The organism is Nocardia wallacei (assembly GCF_014466955.1).
GTDB classification, from domain to species: Bacteria; Actinomycetota; Actinomycetes; order Mycobacteriales; family Mycobacteriaceae; genus Nocardia; species Nocardia wallacei.
This window is the reverse complement of the sequence record NZ_AP023396.1, coordinates 4,172,772-4,189,835: the sequence shown is the minus strand read 5'-3', so window position 1 is coordinate 4,189,835 and position 17,064 is coordinate 4,172,772. Positions and strand designations below refer to the sequence as shown.

General features: G+C 70.6%; 16 protein-coding genes. 7 read left to right on the top strand and 9 right to left on the bottom strand.

The window, feature by feature from the left end; genetic code table 11:
- The first annotated feature begins 124 nt into the window (after positions 1-124).
- Complete coding sequence (locus tag NWFMUON74_RS18425) at positions 125-790, top strand: class I SAM-dependent methyltransferase (RefSeq protein ID WP_187683109.1); 666 nt, start codon at positions 125-127, stop codon at positions 788-790.
- A 15-nt stretch (positions 791-805) separates the two neighbouring features.
- Here NWFMUON74_RS18425 and NWFMUON74_RS18420 read toward each other — a convergent pair whose 3' ends face one another.
- Genes NWFMUON74_RS18420 through NWFMUON74_RS18390 form a run of 7 tightly spaced genes read right to left on the bottom strand, consistent with a single transcriptional unit; the run spans position 806 to position 7,977 of the window.
- Positions 806-1,504, bottom strand: coding sequence for a 2-hydroxychromene-2-carboxylate isomerase (locus tag NWFMUON74_RS18420; protein WP_187683108.1), 699 nt, complete (start codon positions 1,502-1,504; stop codon positions 806-808).
- On the bottom strand, positions 1,501-2,547 hold the full coding sequence (locus tag NWFMUON74_RS18415; protein ID WP_187683107.1) for a beta-ketoacyl synthase N-terminal-like domain-containing protein: 1,047 nt from the start codon (positions 2,545-2,547) through the stop codon (positions 1,501-1,503). The genes NWFMUON74_RS18420 and NWFMUON74_RS18415 overlap by 4 nt, the downstream gene beginning before the upstream one ends.
- 25 nt (positions 2,548-2,572) lie before the next feature.
- The gene (locus NWFMUON74_RS18410; RefSeq protein ID WP_187683106.1) at positions 2,573-3,559 is read right to left on the bottom strand and encodes a hypothetical protein; all 987 of its coding nucleotides are present in this window, start codon (positions 3,557-3,559) and stop codon (positions 2,573-2,575) included.
- Entirely contained in the window at positions 3,556-4,401 is an 846-nt protein-coding gene (locus tag NWFMUON74_RS18405; protein ID WP_187683105.1) for an alpha/beta fold hydrolase, read from the bottom strand. Before NWFMUON74_RS18405 ends, NWFMUON74_RS18410 begins: the two co-directional genes overlap by 4 nt.
- Positions 4,398-5,558, bottom strand: a complete 1,161-nt coding sequence (locus NWFMUON74_RS18400) for a beta-ketoacyl synthase N-terminal-like domain-containing protein (RefSeq protein ID WP_187683104.1) — start codon at positions 5,556-5,558, stop codon at positions 4,398-4,400. The genes NWFMUON74_RS18405 and NWFMUON74_RS18400 overlap by 4 nt, the downstream gene beginning before the upstream one ends.
- Positions 5,555-6,694, bottom strand: coding sequence for a beta-ketoacyl synthase N-terminal-like domain-containing protein (locus NWFMUON74_RS18395; RefSeq protein ID WP_187683103.1), 1,140 nt, complete (start codon positions 6,692-6,694; stop codon positions 5,555-5,557). Before NWFMUON74_RS18395 ends, NWFMUON74_RS18400 begins: the two co-directional genes overlap by 4 nt.
- Positions 6,691-7,977, bottom strand: coding sequence for a beta-ketoacyl-[acyl-carrier-protein] synthase family protein (locus NWFMUON74_RS18390; protein ID WP_187683102.1), 1,287 nt, complete (start codon positions 7,975-7,977; stop codon positions 6,691-6,693). Before NWFMUON74_RS18390 ends, NWFMUON74_RS18395 begins: the two co-directional genes overlap by 4 nt.
- Positions 7,978-8,194: 217 nt before the next feature.
- On the opposite strand from NWFMUON74_RS18390, the gene NWFMUON74_RS18385 reads away from it, so the two are divergent.
- Positions 8,195-9,016: a crotonase/enoyl-CoA hydratase family protein gene (locus NWFMUON74_RS18385; protein WP_187683101.1), complete on the top strand. Its 822-nt coding sequence runs from the start codon at positions 8,195-8,197 to the stop codon at positions 9,014-9,016.
- 148 nt (positions 9,017-9,164) lie between these two features.
- Here the strand turns inward: NWFMUON74_RS18385 and NWFMUON74_RS18380 are convergent, their stop codons facing one another.
- Positions 9,165-10,001, bottom strand: a complete 837-nt coding sequence (locus NWFMUON74_RS18380) for an alpha/beta hydrolase (protein WP_187683100.1) — start codon at positions 9,999-10,001, stop codon at positions 9,165-9,167.
- Between the two features lie 150 nt (positions 10,002-10,151).
- Here NWFMUON74_RS18380 and kynU point away from each other — a divergent pair, with 150 nt between their 5' ends.
- The 4 genes from kynU to NWFMUON74_RS18360 all read left to right on the top strand — a co-directional run bounded on the left by kynU (position 10,152) and on the right by NWFMUON74_RS18360 (position 14,198).
- Positions 10,152-11,390 (top strand): kynureninase, encoded by a 1,239-nt coding sequence (kynU, locus tag NWFMUON74_RS18375; protein ID WP_187683099.1) that lies wholly within the window; start codon positions 10,152-10,154, stop codon positions 11,388-11,390.
- Between the two features lie 268 nt (positions 11,391-11,658).
- Entirely contained in the window at positions 11,659-12,294 is a 636-nt protein-coding gene (locus tag NWFMUON74_RS18370; protein ID WP_187683098.1) for a DUF6875 domain-containing protein, read from the top strand.
- Complete coding sequence (locus NWFMUON74_RS18365) at positions 12,291-13,136, top strand: tryptophan 2,3-dioxygenase (RefSeq protein WP_187683097.1); 846 nt, start codon at positions 12,291-12,293, stop codon at positions 13,134-13,136. Before NWFMUON74_RS18370 ends, NWFMUON74_RS18365 begins: the two co-directional genes overlap by 4 nt.
- A gap of 21 nt (positions 13,137-13,157) precedes the next feature.
- Positions 13,158-14,198 (top strand): methyltransferase, encoded by a 1,041-nt coding sequence (locus NWFMUON74_RS18360; protein WP_187683096.1) that lies wholly within the window; start codon positions 13,158-13,160, stop codon positions 14,196-14,198.
- A gap of 7 nt (positions 14,199-14,205) precedes the next feature.
- Here the strand turns inward: NWFMUON74_RS18360 and hemA are convergent, their stop codons facing one another.
- Positions 14,206-15,423: a 5-aminolevulinate synthase gene (gene hemA, locus NWFMUON74_RS18355; RefSeq protein ID WP_187683095.1), complete on the bottom strand. Its 1,218-nt coding sequence runs from the start codon at positions 15,421-15,423 to the stop codon at positions 14,206-14,208.
- Between the two features lie 134 nt (positions 15,424-15,557).
- Here hemA and NWFMUON74_RS18350 point away from each other — a divergent pair, with 134 nt between their 5' ends.
- Complete coding sequence (locus tag NWFMUON74_RS18350; protein WP_197987072.1) at positions 15,558-17,057, top strand: long-chain-fatty-acid--CoA ligase; 1,500 nt, start codon at positions 15,558-15,560, stop codon at positions 17,055-17,057.
- Positions 17,058-17,064 lie beyond the last annotated feature (7 nt).

The window sequence follows — 17,064 nt, the reverse complement described above, 5'->3', positions numbered from 1 at the left end:
CCTGTGTCTTCCGAAATCAGCTGCACCGCAACGGTATTCAGCCCTGACGGCCTGGTCGCAAAATCGACCGAGAATATTTCTCGCCGGACCGCTGAGAATGCGCTCGATCGGTTATCGTTGTTCTATGTCATCCAACGAAACGCGTTCGTCGCAGGAAAGACCGGCCGTCCCGCCGGCATCGCGCAAGTACGCGGGCGAACTGGTCACCCACGTACGGATCTACAACTCGATCATCACGATGTTCTTCTTCGGCGGTCGCGGCAAGCTGGACCGCGCCCTGGTCGACAAGAGCGGCGCGGCCGCCGGTCACCAGGTCCTGGACGTGGGCGCGGGCCCGGGTTTCCTGGTCCGGCAGCTCGCCGAACGCGTCGGGCCACAGGGTCGGGTGGTCGGTCTGGACCCGTCCGAGCCGATGGTGCGGTACGCGGCGAAGAAGAGCCGCCGCATCCCGAACTGCGAATTCCGGGTCGGCTACGCGCAATCCATCGACGCGCCGGACGGGTCCTACGACGTCGTCGCGACGACATTCGCCATGCACCACCTGCCCGAGGAGGAGCGCATTCCCACGGTCGCCGAGTTGTATCGGGTCGTCCGCCCGGGCGGACGGCTGCTGATCGCCGACCTGCACCCGCAGGAACGCACCGCCTACGGCCGTCGGCGTGCGGCGGTGATGCAGGCGATCGACCCGCGCCGATACATCGAGCCGCTGCGTGAACTGGGTTCGGAGAACGTCGAATTCACCTTCTTCAAGCCCTGGACGGGCTGCGTCGTCGCCGTCAAACCCGCCTAGCCGCGGCGGCCGCGCTCAACCGCACCCACCGGCGTGGCCGTCGTCGAAGCCGGGCATGGCCGTGGAGGCGCCGTCGGTCAGCGGCGCCGCGGCCGCCCCGGCCGACCGCACGGCGTCGGCGAAGCGCGGCAGCCGGTCGATACCCCAGAACTTCTCCCGCCCGGCGATGAAGAACGGCACCCCGAACACCCCGTCGCGATCCAGGTGCAGCAGCGCGGCGGTGGCCTCCTCCCGGACGGTCTCCGCGTCCACCGCACCGCGCACCGCGTCCGGCGCGAGCCCCAGCTCGCCCGCTACCGCGGCGACCACGTCGATATCGCAGATGTCCTGGCCCCGTTGCCATCTCGCGCGGCCGAGAGCGCGGACGTACTCCCTGTCCCGGCCGTATCGGCGCGCGACGAAATACGGATGATGCGCCACCTCCCACCGCGGGTCGACGTCGACCGGCCACCGCACCGTGAGACCCCGGTCCGTCGCCAGGCGTTTGACGTCCTGGAGAATGTAGAGATGCTTGTCCTTGGTCATCGGTGAGTACGGGAACGACCCGCCCGCCGCGCGCAGCCATTGCTGGTCCCGAAGCCCCGGCTCCCAGAACGGTCGCCACTGGATCGCCTGCGCCACATCGGGATACCGGTGTTCCAGATCGTGGACGGCCAGCCAGGAATACGGGCTGCGAAGATTGAAATAGCAGCGCGGGCGGCGGGCGGCGCTCACCGCGGACCTCCGATCCGCACCGCCAGCGCGGTCACCGTGCCGTCGTCGTCGCCGGTCACGACCACCGCCACCCGTCCGGCGGCATCATCGCGGCGCGCGTGCACGAGGGTGGCGGCGAGCTGCATACCGGCCGATACCGCGCCCACGTCACCGACCAGATCGGTGACGGCGAGGAGTCGCGGCCGGCCCTCGAAAACCGCTGGGACATCGCCGATGTCGTCCTCGAGCGCCACCGCCCACACCTCACGCGGCTCCACCCCCGCCCGAGACAGGCAGGCATGGACCGCCGTGCGAGCGACCTCGCGGACGGCTCCCCCGCGCCGGGACGCGACAGCGAGTATCTCCGCGAGTGCCGGAGTTCGCGCGGTCTCGGCCGGTTCCAGCAGGAATATCGCGCATCCCTCGGCCAGGGGCCGCGATCGCCGCGCCGGATCGGCCGCCCCGTGCCATTCCAGCCAGGCGCGTTGCTCGGAAAGCTCCTCGACCGCTCCGCACAGTACGGTCGCGGCATGCCCACCGCGGTGCAGGCGGCGGGCGTAGTTCAGCGCGGACAGCACCGTGGCGCGGCCGCTGGAGATCGTGGCGTTCGGTCCGGTGAGGCCGTGCCAGATGGCGCATTGCCCTGCGGCACAGTTCATCACGGTATTGGGGAAGCGCGACGGGTCCACGTGGTACGGCTTGTCCTGGGTGAGCGAGTCGCGGGTGAACTCCATCATCGATCGCGCGCTGCCGGTCGTCGTGCCGAGGACCAGGGCGGTATCGGCCGCCGCGTGCGGGTCGACGGGATGCGTGTCGAGCATCATCCCGACCGTCGCCACCGCGAGCCCGGTGGCGCGGTCCATCGAACGGGTGCCCTTGCGGCCCAAGTGCGTTCGCGTGTCGAACTCGTCGACCACGCCGATCAGTGACTGGGGCAGATGCTCGCCGTCGCGCGGCGGGCGCAGGGCGGTGCGCCGCTCGGTCACGCCCCGGGCGAATGCCGCGCCGTCCGGCCCGTACGGCGAGATCACCGACCATCCGGTGATCGCGAGTGTCGAGGTCATCGGCTGCTCCTGGGCGCGGTGCCGGTCAGCCGCGCAGCGCGGCGAGCAACCGGTCGTCGAAGTCGACCAGCGACCAGTCGGTGCGGTCGCGAATCACGGCGTAGCCGTGGGTGATCCGGCCGGTGGCCGTGCGGACCAACGCATCCTCGCGCAGCACGTAGCAATCCATCCGCGCGGTGTAGGTGGCGCGCTTGAAGACGTCCTCGACGGTGAAGACGGTGTAGAGCTCCTCCTCCATCAGCGCCTCGTCGGTGATCGAGATGTTCGACCGCGGCACGACCGGAATCCAGTTCTGCTCGTCCAGCAGCCGTTTGATCGAGACACCGCGCGAGTCCAGGAACAGGTCCACCACCTCCTCCATCTGCCGCAGATACCCCGACATCTGCAGCCGCTCGGTGAAATGGCAATAGGGATAGGGAATGCGCCACCGCCAGGCGAACCCGTTCGTGCCGCGGGTCAGCTCCCGCAGCACCTCGTCACCGCCGACGCCGCCGCGGCCGAGCGAGCCGCGCCGAATCTCGGGCAGCGGCAAGGCATCCGGCAGCGTCCGGCGTAGATCGGGCCGGACGTACGGGGTCAGCTGCGGGGGTACGGGTATCGCCGGTGCGCCGCCACGCTGATCGGTACGCAGCGCCACGGTGACGGTGGCGCTCGCGGCCCGGACGGTGCGGCCGTCGCGCCGATGCCGCAGCACCACCGCGAACCGCAGTTCGTCCGGCGCGGCCTTCCCGGCGGCGGACACCTCCGCGACCACCTCGTCGTCCAGATGGAACGCCGACCCGATCCGGGTGTCCAGATCCACGAATTCCACGCACAGCCCGTGGTTTTCGTACAGCGTCCGCGCCGAGCGGCCCAGCTCACGGAAATGCGCCAGCACGGCCTCCTCCACGAGGTAGTTGACGTGTTTGAAGCCGATCCAGGTGCAGATGTTGGCGCCCTCGTACCGTGGGCGCAGGTGGTGCGTGGTCGATTCGAGCAGCAGCGTGGGCGCGCTGAGCAGTTGGCTGGTCATGAGGCGACTCCTGGGGGATCGGCGGGATGCGGCCGGGGATGGCGTACTCGGGGGCGCGCGCCGGGCGCGGCGGTGCGGGACACGAAGTCGTTGACCGCCGCGGCGACCGCTCCGGGCCGCTCCGACATCGCGAAATGTCCGGCGTCGTCGAGGATGACGGTTTCCGAACCGGGCAGGGCGGCACCCAGCGCGTGCACGCCGGCGGCGAGCGCGCCCGGGTCGTGCGCGCCGCCGATCAGCAGTGTGGGTGCGGTGATCCCGGCCAGGCGCAGCGTCGGCGTGCGCAGATAGCTGTCGAAGAATCGCAGCCAGGTGTAGGGGCCCATCCACGCGCACATGCGCTCGACCATGTCCGTGCGCACGCCGGGGTCGACGCGGTCGCCGAGGGTCAGGGCGACACCCTGGTCGAGCATGGTGCGGAAGCCGTCGAAGTAGTACCGCACACTGTCCCACTCGAATTCGCTGACCGCGGCGCGATAGAACGGTGACAGCAGCACCGTGGCCGGTTCCCAGCCACCGCCGCGCCGATCCATGAGTTCCAGCACCGCGTTGGCCGCGAACGAATGGGCCGCCACCACATCGGGTGTGCCCCCGGGGCACTGCGCGAGGGCACGCTGTATCCATATCCCCGCGTCGCGCTCGACCGCCCACGCGGGGTCGGCGGTGGCGGCCCACGGCAGCGCCGCCTCCCACACCTCCACGGCCGGGTCGAGGTGGGGCGCCAGCGCATTCCAATTGTTCGTGCCGCCGCCCATACCGTGCAGCAGCACCATGCGCACCGGCGACGGACCGTCGACGGCGCTGCGGCGCAGGGTGACCGGCACGGCGGGCAACGGAGTCACGACGCCCCCTCGCGAGACAGGACCACCGCGCCCGCCCCCTCCACCGCATTACCCGCGACGGCCAGGGCGCGTATGCCGCCGTGCCGGACCAGCCACCGATGCGCGATCACACACTGCACCACCCCGAGCGCCCCACCGGCCCGCCCCAGATACTCCTCGGCATCCACCTCGGCGGCGATCCTCCCGATACCGCCTCGCGGGCCCACCGGCTCCTTTCCGGTGTCGACATCCGCCCGACCAGCTGTGTACCCAGTACGGGCCCGCAAATTCGCCGTCGAGTTTCGGATGTCGGGGGTCGTGTGGGGAGTTGTGCGGCTGGTGCCGGGCCGCAGGGTGATTGGCGGGTTTCGGGTGTCGGTGGGCGTGTGCGAGGTTGTGGCGCTGGTGCCGGGCCTCGGGTCTGGGTTCTCGGTGTCGGTGGGCGTGTGGGCGGCTGTGCGGCGGGGGCCGAGCCACAGGTCTATCGGCGGATGACCGGTTGCGGTGAGGGCGCGGGCGGTCGCGTCGGCCGGGTCGGTGCCGCGGCAACAGTGGTGGACTCGTAGGGTGGGGGCGGTGGTGGACCGTTCGACGACGAGTGCGGCTGCGCCGTCGAACAGGTGGGTGGGAGCGCAATCCTGGAGTGCCGCGGCGGCTTCGGTGGCCGATTCGGTGCCGACCACCACGACGCGGTGTGCCCGGCGCGCGCGGAGCAGGACCACGGCCCAGCCCAGGGCGTCGAGCCCGGACGGGGCGCCGTTGCAGAGTGTCACGTTGGGGCCGCGGAGGCCGAGGTGGATGGCGAGGGTGGAGGCGATCACATTGCTGGAGGCGTTCGGCAGCTCCATCGGGCTCGTCGCGCCCGCGCCCTCGGCGTGGATCACCCGCGCCGTGTCGCACACGGTCTGCAGGTTGCCGAAATTGCTGCTCACCACGACCCCGGTGGTCGCGGCCGGGCTGTCCTGCCCGTTGTCGCGCAGCGCGCGAATCGCCGCCAGCACACCGAGTTTGGTGGCTCGGTCCTTGTAGCGGTACCCGCGCCCGAGCTCCCGCCGCAGCCGGTCGGCGGCGTCGCCGGGCGCTCTCGCCGCGGGATCGAGCAGATCGTCGGCGGTGTGATGGCGGTCGGAGGCGACCCCGATTCCGGTGATCGCGATCGGTGCGTCGTCGTCCCTCATCCCGCGTCCGTTCCGGCTGCCGCCTCGATCAGTGCGACGGCGTTCACGCCGCCGAAGCCGAACGCGTCCACCTGAGCCACCGTGATCCCCGCCGCGGCAGTAGCCTGCGCGCACAGCCGCAGCGCGCTCGCCTCGGCCGCCGGAGTCCGCAGTCCGAGAATCGGCGGCACGACACCGTGGGTCAGGGTCTCCACGGCGACGACCAGACTGTGCAGCCCGGAGGCGCCGGAGGTGTGGCCGAGCATGGACTTGATCGCGGTGACGAGCGGGCCGGAATGCGCTGTGGCCCCGAAGATCTCGGTCAGCGCCTCGGCCTCGGTGCGATCGTTGAGCTGGGTGCCGGTGCCGTGCGCGAAGACGAGGCCGACCTCCTCGGGCGCGATCCCGGCGCGCGCCAGCGCGGCCCGCATGGCCGCCCGGATCCCGGCGCCGTCGGGCGCGGTGACATGTCCCGCGTCGCAGTTCAGGGCGACCGACCGCAGCAGCGCCCGGCCCGGTCCGTGCCGCCGCAGCACCACCGCCGCCGCCCCCTCGCCCAGCAGGACACCGCGACGGTCGGCGTCGAAGGGCCGCACGCGGTCCACGCCGCGTCCGCCGGCGCGATCGAGCAGCCCGAACATGCTCTCGGTGATGGTGTCCACGCCGGCGACGATCACCGTGTCGTGTGCGTCCGCCGCCAGCAGATCGGCGCCCAGCCCGAGCGCGTACAGGGCCGCCGAACACGCGTTGTTGACGGTGTGAACCTCGGTGCAGCCGAACCTTTCCCGCAGTATCGGGCCGAAATGCAGGTCGGGTGCCGACAGCGCCGGACCGCCGGTACACCACACCTCCGCGCGGCGCAGCGCCCGCAGACCGGTGCCGACGAGGACGGGTATGCCGGTCAGGTCGGCCTCGGTGAGACCGGCGGCGGCAGTGGCCTCGGCGATAGCCGCGCACAACCACGCGCCGGTATCGCCGGACGGGCGGCCAGGGCCGTCATCGATCTCGTAGGCGTGCCGGGAGATGTGCGATTCCGGTGTGAAACGCCGCAGCGGCGCCCGTCCGGACCGTCCGGCGCAGAGATTCTCGTAGAGGGCGGCAACATCCGCGCCCACACTGGCGACGGCGCCGGTCCCCGCTATCACCGGGGCGGTCACGACGCCTCCCGCCCGGCGGCGTCGGGCGCGGCCAGCACCAGCACCGCATTGTTGCCGCCGAAGGCCAGCGCGTTGTTCTGCACCACCCGCAGCGCGGCCGGGCGGGCCTGGTTCGGAACACAGTCCAGTCCACCGCATTCCGGGTCGGTGTGCTCGTGATTGATGGTGGGCGGGATGAACTGATGGGTCAGGGCGAGGCAGCAGGCGACTGCGGCCAGCGCGCTGGCCGCGCCCATGGTGTGCCCGATCATCGACTTGGTGGAGATCGTCGGTGGCGGGTGCGCGCCGAACACCTCGCGGATCGCGGCGGCCTCGGTGACGTCGTTGGCCTTCGTGCCGGTGCCGTGCGCGGAGATGAAATCCACGTCGCCCGGGGCGATTCCGCTGTTTCGATGAGCCAAGGCCATGCAGCGGGCGACGCTCGCCCGGTTGGGGGCCACCGGATGGTCGGCGTCGCAGTTCAGGCCGTAGCCGAGGACCTCGGCGTAGACGCGCGCGCCGCGGGCGAGTGCGCGGTCGCGGCGTTCGAGGACGAGCACGGCGGCGCCCTCGCCGGTCAGGATGCCCTGGCGGGCGCTGTCGAACGGGCGGCAGTACCGCGGTGCGATGGTGCCCAGCCGATAGAACCCCGCGAAGGTCTTGCGGCAGAGGGCATCCGCGCCGCCGACCAGCGCCACCTCGACCTCGCCGCTACGCAGGGCGTCGCAGCCGTAGCCGATGGCGTAGTTACCGGCCGCGCACGCCGTCGGCAGCGTCACCGCCTCGGTGTCGCACAGGCCGAATTCCTCGGCGACTGCGGCCGACAGCCGGCCGGCCGGTACGCGCGCCGCGACCTCGCCGGGCAGCAGCTCGGGCTCGGCGCGCAGCCACGATTCGACCAGCAGGTCGAGGTCACGCGACTCGCCGTCGGTCGTTCCGATGGCGATCACACTGGGCAGTTCGCGCAGGCGAGCGACCGTCAGACCGGCATCGGCGAGCGCCATGGCGGCCGCGGCCACCGAGAACGCGGTCGCGCGCCCGAGTTCGCCGGGCTTGTGCTCGGTCAGATAGGGCTCCGGGTCGAAGCCGGTGACCTCGCAGCCGTTGCTGTGGGCGAATCCGGTCGTGTCGAAGCTGGTGATCGGCCGCGCGCCGGAACGGCCCGCCGCGAGCGCCCGCAGGAACTCCGCGGCGCCGATGCCGATGCTGCTGATCGGGCCGAGCCCGGTGACGACCACCCGGTCCGCGTCGTATCCGGCGTCAGGCACGTGATCACCACCATTTCCCGCTTCCGCGCTCGACATTTATCCGACGATACCCGGAATCCGCACATTCATCGCGTCGGTTGCGTATCTCGTTGTGTCACAGCGATTCACGGACAGAGTACCGGACATATAAATGTAGGCGAAGCGTCGCCGTGACACCGTAACATTGTCACACCCGGGTATCGCCGACGTTCAGACCGGTAGGCTGCCCCGGGGCGCGTTGTTTCGGTGGACCCGGCTAGGAGGGACAGTCCTGATGACGGAATGGAAGGCGTTCACCGTCCGGATCGCGGAGCAGGTCGCCGAGGTGGCCCTCACCGGTCCCGGCAAACACAATGCGATGGGCCCGGACTTCTGGCGCGAACTGCCGCTGCTGTTCGGCGAGCTCGACGCCGATCCGCAGGTGCGCGCGATCGTGGTCACGGGTGCCGGGCGCAACTTCTCGGTGGGACTGGACCTGCGGGCGATGCGGCCGGTGTTCGACGAGGTACTGGCGGACGGGTCGGCGGCCGCCCGGCGCACCCGCTTCCACCGCGCACTCCGCGAGATGCAGGAGGCGATGAGCGCCGTCGCCGCCTGCCGCACGCCGGTGGTCGCGGCGGTGCACGGCGCCTGCATCGGGGGTGGCGTGGACCTGATCGCCGCTGCCGACATCAGGTACGCCAGCGCCGACGCCAAGTTCAGCGTCCGCGAGGTGAAGGTGGCGATCGTCGCGGATGTCGGTTCCCTGCAACGGTTGCCGCGGATCATCGGCGAAGGGCATTTTCGCGAACTCGCCTACACCGGCCGGGAGATCGACGCGTCCCACGCGGAGCGAATCGGCCTGGTGAACGAGGTGGTCCCCGACGCGGTGGCCGTGCTGCGCCGCGCCCGGGCCACCGCGCGAGAGATCGCGGCCAATCCGCCCTTGGTGGTCCAGGGCATCAAGGAGGTCGCCGAGCACGACCAGCGCGACGCCGTCGCGGCCGGACTGCGCTATGTCGCGGCATGGAACTCGGCCTTCCTCCCCTCGGCCGATCTGGTGGAAGCCCTGGCCGCCCTCGACGAGGGTCGTGCCCCCCGCTTCGCGGGGGAGTGAGGGGCGGCGGGGCAGTAAGGGACGGCGGGGGAGTAAGGGACGCGGGGAGTGAAGGGTGGTGGGGAGTGAAGGGCGGCGGGGAGTGAAGGGCGGCGGGGCGTGAGAGGTGGCGGGGAGTGAGGGGCGGTGAGGGGTGAGGGCGACGGGGTCAGAGGTGCATCTGGGTGAGGACTGCGTGGCCCAGGGGTGTGGCCGGGTCGGCGAGGTCCAGAGGTAGGTCGAAGTGGTTGCGGTGGGGGAATATTCGGGCATCGCATTGTTGTCCGGCACGGCGCACGGCTCGGACGAAATCCGTCTGCTGGCGGCCGTACTCGCCGGTCTCCGCCGCGGCGCGGGCCACGAGGATTCGGGCGGCGCGCAGGGGGAGGTGCCGGAGCGGGCTGTAGGCGCGGACATCGGCGGGGGTCATGCCGACCAGATCGTTGACGTAGCTGTGCCGCACCGGCTCCAGGTCGTATACACCGCTCAGCAGCGTGATCCCCGCGACCGGCGGGATGTCGCCGCCGTCGCTCGCCACCGCGGCGGCCACCAGGTGTGCACCGGCCGAGCTGCCACCGAGGTACACGCCGTCCTGCCGGATGCCGAGTTGGTCGGCGTGGTCGGCGATCCAGCGGATCCCGCGGCGCACCGAGCGCACCATGTCGCCGAGGGTGCGCTGCGGTGCCAGCCCGTACCCCAGTGCGACGAACCCCGCACCGGCCCGCAGGAACGCGGGAGCGGCGAAACACGAGTCCTCTTTGCTCGACTCCTGCCAATGCCCGCCGTGCACGAAGACGTGGACCGGCGCCGGACCACGCGGCGGCGGAAAGAAATGCAATGTCTCGGCGGGCTCCGGGCCGTAGCGGACATCGGCGTCGTGCCGATGCCGCGCCCGCGCCGAGTCGCTGCGCAGACGGTAGTCTCGCAGGATCGACAAGTACTGCGGCGCAACGGAACTGGGAGAATACTCGCGGTCGAGCTCGTCCCGCGGCAGCAGCTGTTCCATGGCGGCTCCGGATCGCAGCGAGCCCCGGGAATGCGTCCCGGCGGTCTCCGCAAATGCTGGTGATGGTTCCCATCATTGCACATAATGTTCGGGGAAACCGATTTCTCAGCGCCGGGCGACGGGCCCACCGGGTGCGGAAAGGTGTGCACGATGCCGACATCCGACGAGGCCGGGCGGCGCGACGCCGCCGATCCGCTCGCTACCCTGCGCGAGTACTTCCGGCTGCCCGCCGACACGGTCTACCTCGACGGAAATTCACTGGGCGCCTTGGCCGCCCACATTCCCGAGCGCCTGTCGCGGGTCCTGACGCGCGAATGGGGAGACACGCTGATCGGCGCCTGGACCGAGCACGACTGGTGGTCCGCGCCGCTGCGGGTGGGTGACCGCGTCGGCCGCCTGATCGGTGCGTCGCCCGGCCAGGTGACGGTCGGGGAATCGACCTCGGTGCAACTGTTCAACGCGCTCGCGGGCGCCGCTCGGCTGCGGCCGGGCCGCGACGTGATCCTCACCGACACCGGCCATTTCCCGACCGACCGCTACCTGGCCGACTCGGTGGCGCGGCTGCTCGGGATGCGGGTGATCGCCGTGCCCGCCGCCGCGGCGGCAACGGCCGTGGCACAGTGGTCCGGGCAGGTCGCGGTGGTCGCGCTCCCGGCGGTGGACTACCGCACCGGCGAGCTGTGGGACGTGGCCGCGACGACGGCCGCGGCGCACGCGGCGGGCGCGGTGACGGTGTGGGATCTGTGCCACGCGGCCGGCGCGGTACCGCTCGCCTTGGACGACGACGAGGTCGATATCGCCGTGGGCTGCACCTACAAATACCTCGGCGGCGGCCCCGGCGCCCCGGCCTTCGTCTATCTCGCCCGCCGCCACCACGACGGCTACGACCCGCCGCTGACGGGCTGGCACGGGCACGCCGCGCCGTTCGCCATGGAGCCGGAGTTCCGGCCCGCCGACGGGATCTCCCGCACCCGCATCGGCACGCCGCACGTGCTGTCGCTGCTGGCCCTCGACAGCGCGCTGGACGTCTTCGACAAAGCCGACCTCGCCGAGGTGCGCGCGAAGAGCCTGGCGCTCGGCGACTTCTTCCTGGACTGCGTCGCGGACCTGGTGTCCGAGGACGGCTTCGAGGTCGTCACCCCGCGCGCACATCGGCGGCGCGGTAGCCAGGTGGCGCTGCGGCACCCGGCGGCCTACGAGATGATCACCGCGCTGCTCGAACGGAACGTCATCGGCGACATGCGGCCGCCGGATCTGCTCAGGTTCGGATTCAACGCCCTCTACGTGTCGTTCCGGGACGTGTACCGCGCCGCGGGCGAGCTGCGCGACATTGTTCGATCCGGCTGCTACCGGGACGAACGGTTCGCGGTCCGGCGGCTCATCACCTGAAGCAGGCAGGCCATCTCCGGCGAAAAAACCGCTGGCACAAGGAATTAGATGGGCCATGGGCACGGTGCCCGCGCACCGGTCCGCGCCGGGATCGCATTGTCGGCGCCAGGTGACAGGCCGACCATCGCCGACCTAGGATGTCATTCGGGCCCTTTCGGGAAATGTCGGAGCCCGGTCGATCGGAAAGGTCGGTTGTCGATGTTCGCAAACAATGCGCGGCCCGCAAACAATGTCTGCCGCCGATCCGTGTGAGGGGCGGGAAGCCGTGGTGGGTGGCCTGTCCGAACCCGACGAGCGCACCGCGCGCACCGTGTCGGCCTGGCTCGGTACGGTGGTGAGCCGTCCGCACCCGCAGCTGGGCCGCGACGGTCCGGTGTGCCCGTTCGTGCAGCCCGCCGTGCGTGCCGGCGCCCTGTCGATCCTGGTGCATCACTGGCGCGCGCCGCACGACACCGCCCGGATGGTGTCGGTGATCGGCGACATCGTGCGCCGGTTCCGGCAGACCGAGCCGAGGTCGCCGAACCGGAAACTGCACGCCCTGGTGGTCGTGATCGCGGGCCTGCCGGACCGGCATTTCGGCCTCATCGACGAGGGGCACCGGGTGGCCAAGGACACGGTGATCCGGCAGGGGCTGATGCTCGGGCAATTCCACCCGCGGTGCGACGAGCCCGCCGTGCGCAATCCGCTGTTCCCGGTCAATCGCGCGCCCTATCCGCTGTACGCCGTCCGGCACATGGCCGTGCACGACATTCTGTTCCTGCACGACGAGCGGGACTGGTTCGACCACTACCGGCGTGCGTTCGGACACCGCTACTCCGACGGCTCCCGGCTGGACCGTCATCTCCGTGAGCTGTACGAGTCCTCGCTGCGGCGCTACGCCCGCCCCGAAGGAGAATTCGCATGACCGAGCCCCCGGACCGGCCGCGCACCTGCCCCGTCGCGGGAGGCGTCCAGTCGCCCCCGGCGCCCGGTTACGTGACCTACGCGCGGATGGACCGGTTGCACGAATTGGCCGAGCCCCGTACCGATTCCGCGCAGGAGCTGTCGTTCATCCTGCTCAGCCACGTCAAGGAGCTGCTGTTCCGGATGGTCTACGTCGATGTGGACCAGGCCCGGGACCGGTTGCGGGCGGGCGATGCGGACCAGGCCTGCCGTGCGCTGGAGCGGACCGTTCGCTCCCAGCGCATTCTCGTGATGACCTGGGAGGGCATCAACGCGATCTCGGCCGACGAGTTCCTGGCCTTCCGGGACGTCCTCGGCGACGCGTCGGGCGTGCAGTCGTTCATGTACCGCACGCTCGAATTCGCCCTGGGCAACAAGACTCCCGCGATGGTGCGGACGGCCTCGGCCCAGGCCGGCCGGTACCCGGACCTGCGCGCCGAACTGGCCGCGCCCAGCCTGTACGACGAGACGCTGCGCTTTCTGGCCCGCCGCGGGCACGCGGTGCCGGACACGCTGTGCGCCCGCGACTTTCGCGAACAGTACGCCGCCCACCCGGCCGTGGAGGACGTGTGGCTGCGGATCTACCGCGCGCCCCGGTCCTATCCGGACGAGTATCGTGTCGCCGAGCTGCTGACCGAGGTCGCCTTCCAGTTCTCGCACTGGCGGGCAACACATCTGCTGGTGGTGGAGCGCAAACTCGGCCGCAAATCGGGCACGGGCGGCACCGACGGCGTGGACTGGCTGCGTGCGGTCAACGAGCACCGGTTCTTTCCCGAGCTGTGGTCGATGCGCACCCGGCTGTGATCGAAGGCGAGAGGAGAACACGTGGTACACGACGATCGGTCGGCACTGCCGGACCTGGTGCCGGTGCTGTTCGGCCACGCGGCGTTTCAGCAACTCAACGCGGGCGCGGAACTGGGCCTGTTCGAGTTGCTCGACGCCAAGGGCGAGGTGGCGAAGGCGACGATCGCCGAATCCCTGGGCCTGAGTGCGCGTTCGGCCGACCTGCTGCTGCTGGGCACCACGTCGCTGCGGCTGACCGAGAAATCCGGCGACCGCTACCGCAACGGCCCGGCGATCGCGGAACTGTTCGCCGCCCGGCAGTGGTCGATCATCCGCGACATCATCGAATTCCAGGCGCGGGTGTCCTACCTGCCGGCCTCGGACTACACCGAATCCCTGCGCCGGGACCGTAATGTCGGCATCCGGCATTTCCCGGGCGACACCGAGGATCTGTACTCGCGGCTGGCCAATGTGCCCGGCCTCGAGGATCTGTTCTACCGCTGTATGAATTCCTGGTCGGAGCTGTCCAATCCGGTTCTGGTGCGCCAGGTCGACTATCCCGGTGACCGCGGCCTGCTCGATGTCGGCGGCGGCGACGCCGTCAATGCCATCGCGCTCGCGCGCGCTCATCCCAACCTGCGCGTCACCGTGCTGGACCGCGCGCCCGCGCTGGAGATCGCACGCCGCAATATCGACCGGGCGGGCCTGTCCGACCGCATCGGCACGCACGCCGCCGACATCTTCGCCGACGACTATCCGCCGGGCCACGACGACGTGCTGTTCGCCCACCAGCTGGTGATCTGGTCGCCGGAGCAGAACCGAGCGCTGCTGGCGAAGGCACACCGAGCGCTCGCGCCGGGCGGCCGGGTGCTGATCTTCAACGCCATGTCCGACGACGACGGCCGCGGGCCGCTCTACGCCGGGCTGGACAGTGTGTACTTCGCGACGCTGCCGTTCGCCCAGAGCACACTCTATCCGTGGGGCGCCTACCGGGAATGGCTGGCCGACAACGGGTTCGGCCGGATCCGTGCGATTCGCGGCGGCTCCTGGACGCCGCACGGCGTCGTCGAGGGGTACCGCTGAAGCCGGGCTAGCGGGCGGCGCGCGGGATATCCAGCTCGCGCCAGATGTCGTCGAGCGCGGTGGCGAACTTCTCGACATCGGTCGCGTCGTGGGTGGCCGACGGGGCGACGCGCAGGATCGCCTCGCCGGGCCGCACACTCGGCGCGTCGATGGGCTGGACATAGATGCCGTAACGCTCCAGCAGCAGTGCCGACGCCCGGCGGCACAGCCGTTCGTCCCCGATGAACACCGACACGATGTGCGACATCGGCGAGATGAACGGAATACCGTGCCCGTTCAGAAGCCGGTGCAGCAGTTGCGCGTTCGCGCGCAGCCGGGTGCGCTCGACCTCGGAACGCGACAGATGGCGGACGGCCGCCAGCGCGCCCGCCGCGATGGCCGGCGGCAGCGACGTGGTGAAGATGAACGAGCGCGAGAACGCGCGCACCGCCTCGATGAGCGGTGCAGGACCGGCGACGTACCCGCCGATCGTGCCGAACGCCTTCGCCAGCGTGCCCATGACCACCGTGAATTCGTCGGCCAGGCCCTCGCGGGCGGCGATTCCCGCGCCGCGCGGCCCGTACATGCCGATCGCGTGTACCTCGTCGATGTAGGTGGTCGCGCCGAAACGGCGGGCCAGGTCCGCGATCTCGGCCAGGGGCGCGATATCGCCGTCCATCGAGTACACCGATTCGAACACGACGAGCTTGGGGCGGGCCGGGTCGGCGGCGGCGAGCAGCTCGGCCAGGTGCGCGGTGTCGTTGTGCCGGAAGACGTGTTTGTCGGCGCGGCTGTGCCGGATGCCGTCGATGAGGCTGGCGTGATTCTTCTCGTCGGAGAATACGATCGTGTCGCGGGTGCGGCCGGCCAGCACCGACAGCGCGCCGTCGTTGGCGGTGTATCCGGTGCTGAACAACAATGCGGATTCCTTGCCGTGCAGGGCTGCCAGCTCCTGCTCCAGCAGGACGTGATACCGGTTGGTGCCACTGATGTTTCGCGACCCGCCCGACCCGGCGCCGTACCGGTCCACCGCGGCCTTGACCGCGTCCAGCACGAACGGCGCCTGGCCCATGCCCAGATAGTCGTTGCTGCACCACACACTGACCTCGCGTTCACCTCCACCGGCGGCGCCGTGCGCGATGGCGCTGGGGAAATGCCCTGCGCGGCGGCCGATTTCGAGGAAGTGCCGGCGGCCTTCGCCGAGCTGCTCCACCTCGCGCGAGAAGAATTCGAGCAGTTGTGTCATGGCGATCGAGTCACTCTCTGCTTGGTGGGCGGCGCAATGCATTCACCACATTAGCGGCGCGCGACATTTTCCGGCAAGATGATGCGGGAATGTTTGTGTAGTCGGCCCCCGAACGATCCGAGGCTGTCGTGGAGATGTCGGTAGCGGCCGTGCTGGCCGAAACAGCAAGCAGGACAGGCGATGCCACCGCTCTGGTGTGCGGCGACGACCGGGTGAGCTATCGGACGCTGTGGGCGCGGGCGAGCCGGTTCGCGGCGCGGCTGCGCGCGCGGGGCCTCGGCCGCGGCGACCGCGTCGCATTGTTGCTGACCAATACGGCGGCATTCCCGGTGGCCTATTTCGGCATTCTCGCGGCCGGTGCCACCGTGGTGCCGGTCAACATTCTGCTGAGCCCGGGGGAGATCGCCTACCTGCTGCGCGACTGCGCGGCGGCGGCGCTGGTGACCGAGGCGGCGCTGCGCTCGTGCGCCGAGGATGCCGCCGGGGCGGCGGGCGTGGCGATCCTCGAGGTCGCGGCGATGCCGGAAAACGATGATCCGGCAGGCGCCACGACCGACTACGAGCGCACCGCCGGGGACGACGTGGCGGTCGTGCTCTACACCTCGGGCACCACCGGCCGACCCAAGGGTGTGCTGCTCACCCACGCCAACCTCGTCACCAACATCACCGTCACCATGCTGTCCCCGTTCGACTTCGGCCCGTCCGACGTGTTGCTGGGCGCGTTGCCGCTGCACCACACCTTCGGCCAGATCTGCGGCATGTGCGTGTGCTTCCGGGCCGGGGCGACCCTGGTGCTGATGTCGCGGTTCGACGCCGGGCACGCCCTGGAACTGCTCGCGGCCGAACGCTGCACGGTGTTCATGGGGGTGCCGACGATGTACTTCGCCCTGCTCGACGCGGCGGCCGCGGGCGTCGAATCCGTGCTGGACCGCGCCTACTGCGGCGGCGCGGCGCTGTCCCCGCACACCCTGCGGCGGTTCCGGTCGGTGTTCGGCTGCGAGATCTACGAGGGCTACGGGCTGACCGAGACCTCACCGGTCGTCGCCTACAACGATCGGGGCGCGCCGGTGAAACCGGGCACCGTCGGGCGGGCGATCTGGGGCGTGCGGGTGGAAATCGCGCGCAGCGACCTGGACGACCGGATCGAACTGCTGCCCGACGGCGAGGTCGGCGAGATCGTGGTGCGCGGGCACAACATCATGGCCGGCTATCTGAATCGGCCCGACGCCACCGCGGAGGTGCTGGTGGACGGCTGGTTCCGGTCGGGCGATCTGGGTCGCAAGGACGAGGACGGCTACCTGGTCGTCGTGGACCGCAAGAAGGACATGATCCTGCGCGGCGGATACAACGTGTATCCGCGGGAACTCGAGGACGTGCTGATCGATCACCCGCGCATCGCGCAGGTCGCCGTGATCGGCGTGCCGGACGAGCGGCTCGGCCAGGAGGTCTGCGCCGTCGTGATCGCCCGCGACGGCGCGGCGGCGCCCGGGCAGGCGGCCGCCGAGATCGTCGCCTGGAGCCGGAATCGGCTGGCCGCCTACAAGTATCCGCGGCGCGTGGTGTTCGTGGACGAATTCCCGCTGGGACCGAGCGGGAAGGTGCTCAAACGCGAATTGGCCGCGCGCATCGGCTGATTCGGCC

What these genes read in the sequence shown, in the direction of transcription:
- NWFMUON74_RS18400 (WP_187683104.1), bottom strand. Translation starts at nt 5,558, where the DNA reads ATGAGGGACGACGACGCACCGATCGCGATCACCGGAATCGGGGTCGCC.
- NWFMUON74_RS18365 (WP_187683097.1), top strand. Translation starts at nt 12,291, where the DNA reads ATGACCGAGCCCCCGGACCGGCCGCGCACCTGCCCCGTCGCGGGAGGC.
- NWFMUON74_RS18385 (WP_187683101.1), top strand. Translation starts at nt 8,195, where the DNA reads ATGACGGAATGGAAGGCGTTCACCGTCCGGATCGCGGAGCAGGTCGCC.
- kynU (WP_187683099.1), top strand. Translation starts at nt 10,152, where the DNA reads ATGCCGACATCCGACGAGGCCGGGCGGCGCGACGCCGCCGATCCGCTC.
- NWFMUON74_RS18425 (WP_187683109.1), top strand. Translation starts at nt 125, where the DNA reads ATGTCATCCAACGAAACGCGTTCGTCGCAGGAAAGACCGGCCGTCCCG.
- NWFMUON74_RS18410 (WP_187683106.1), bottom strand. Translation starts at nt 3,559, where the DNA reads ATGACCAGCCAACTGCTCAGCGCGCCCACGCTGCTGCTCGAATCGACC.
- NWFMUON74_RS18415 (WP_187683107.1), bottom strand. Translation starts at nt 2,547, where the DNA reads ATGACCTCGACACTCGCGATCACCGGATGGTCGGTGATCTCGCCGTAC.
- NWFMUON74_RS18390 (WP_187683102.1), bottom strand. Translation starts at nt 7,977, where the DNA reads ATGTCGAGCGCGGAAGCGGGAAATGGTGGTGATCACGTGCCTGACGCC.
- hemA (WP_187683095.1), bottom strand. Translation starts at nt 15,423, where the DNA reads ATGACACAACTGCTCGAATTCTTCTCGCGCGAGGTGGAGCAGCTCGGC.
- NWFMUON74_RS18350 (WP_197987072.1), top strand. Translation starts at nt 15,558, where the DNA reads ATGTCGGTAGCGGCCGTGCTGGCCGAAACAGCAAGCAGGACAGGCGAT.
- NWFMUON74_RS18380 (WP_187683100.1), bottom strand. Translation starts at nt 10,001, where the DNA reads ATGGAACAGCTGCTGCCGCGGGACGAGCTCGACCGCGAGTATTCTCCC.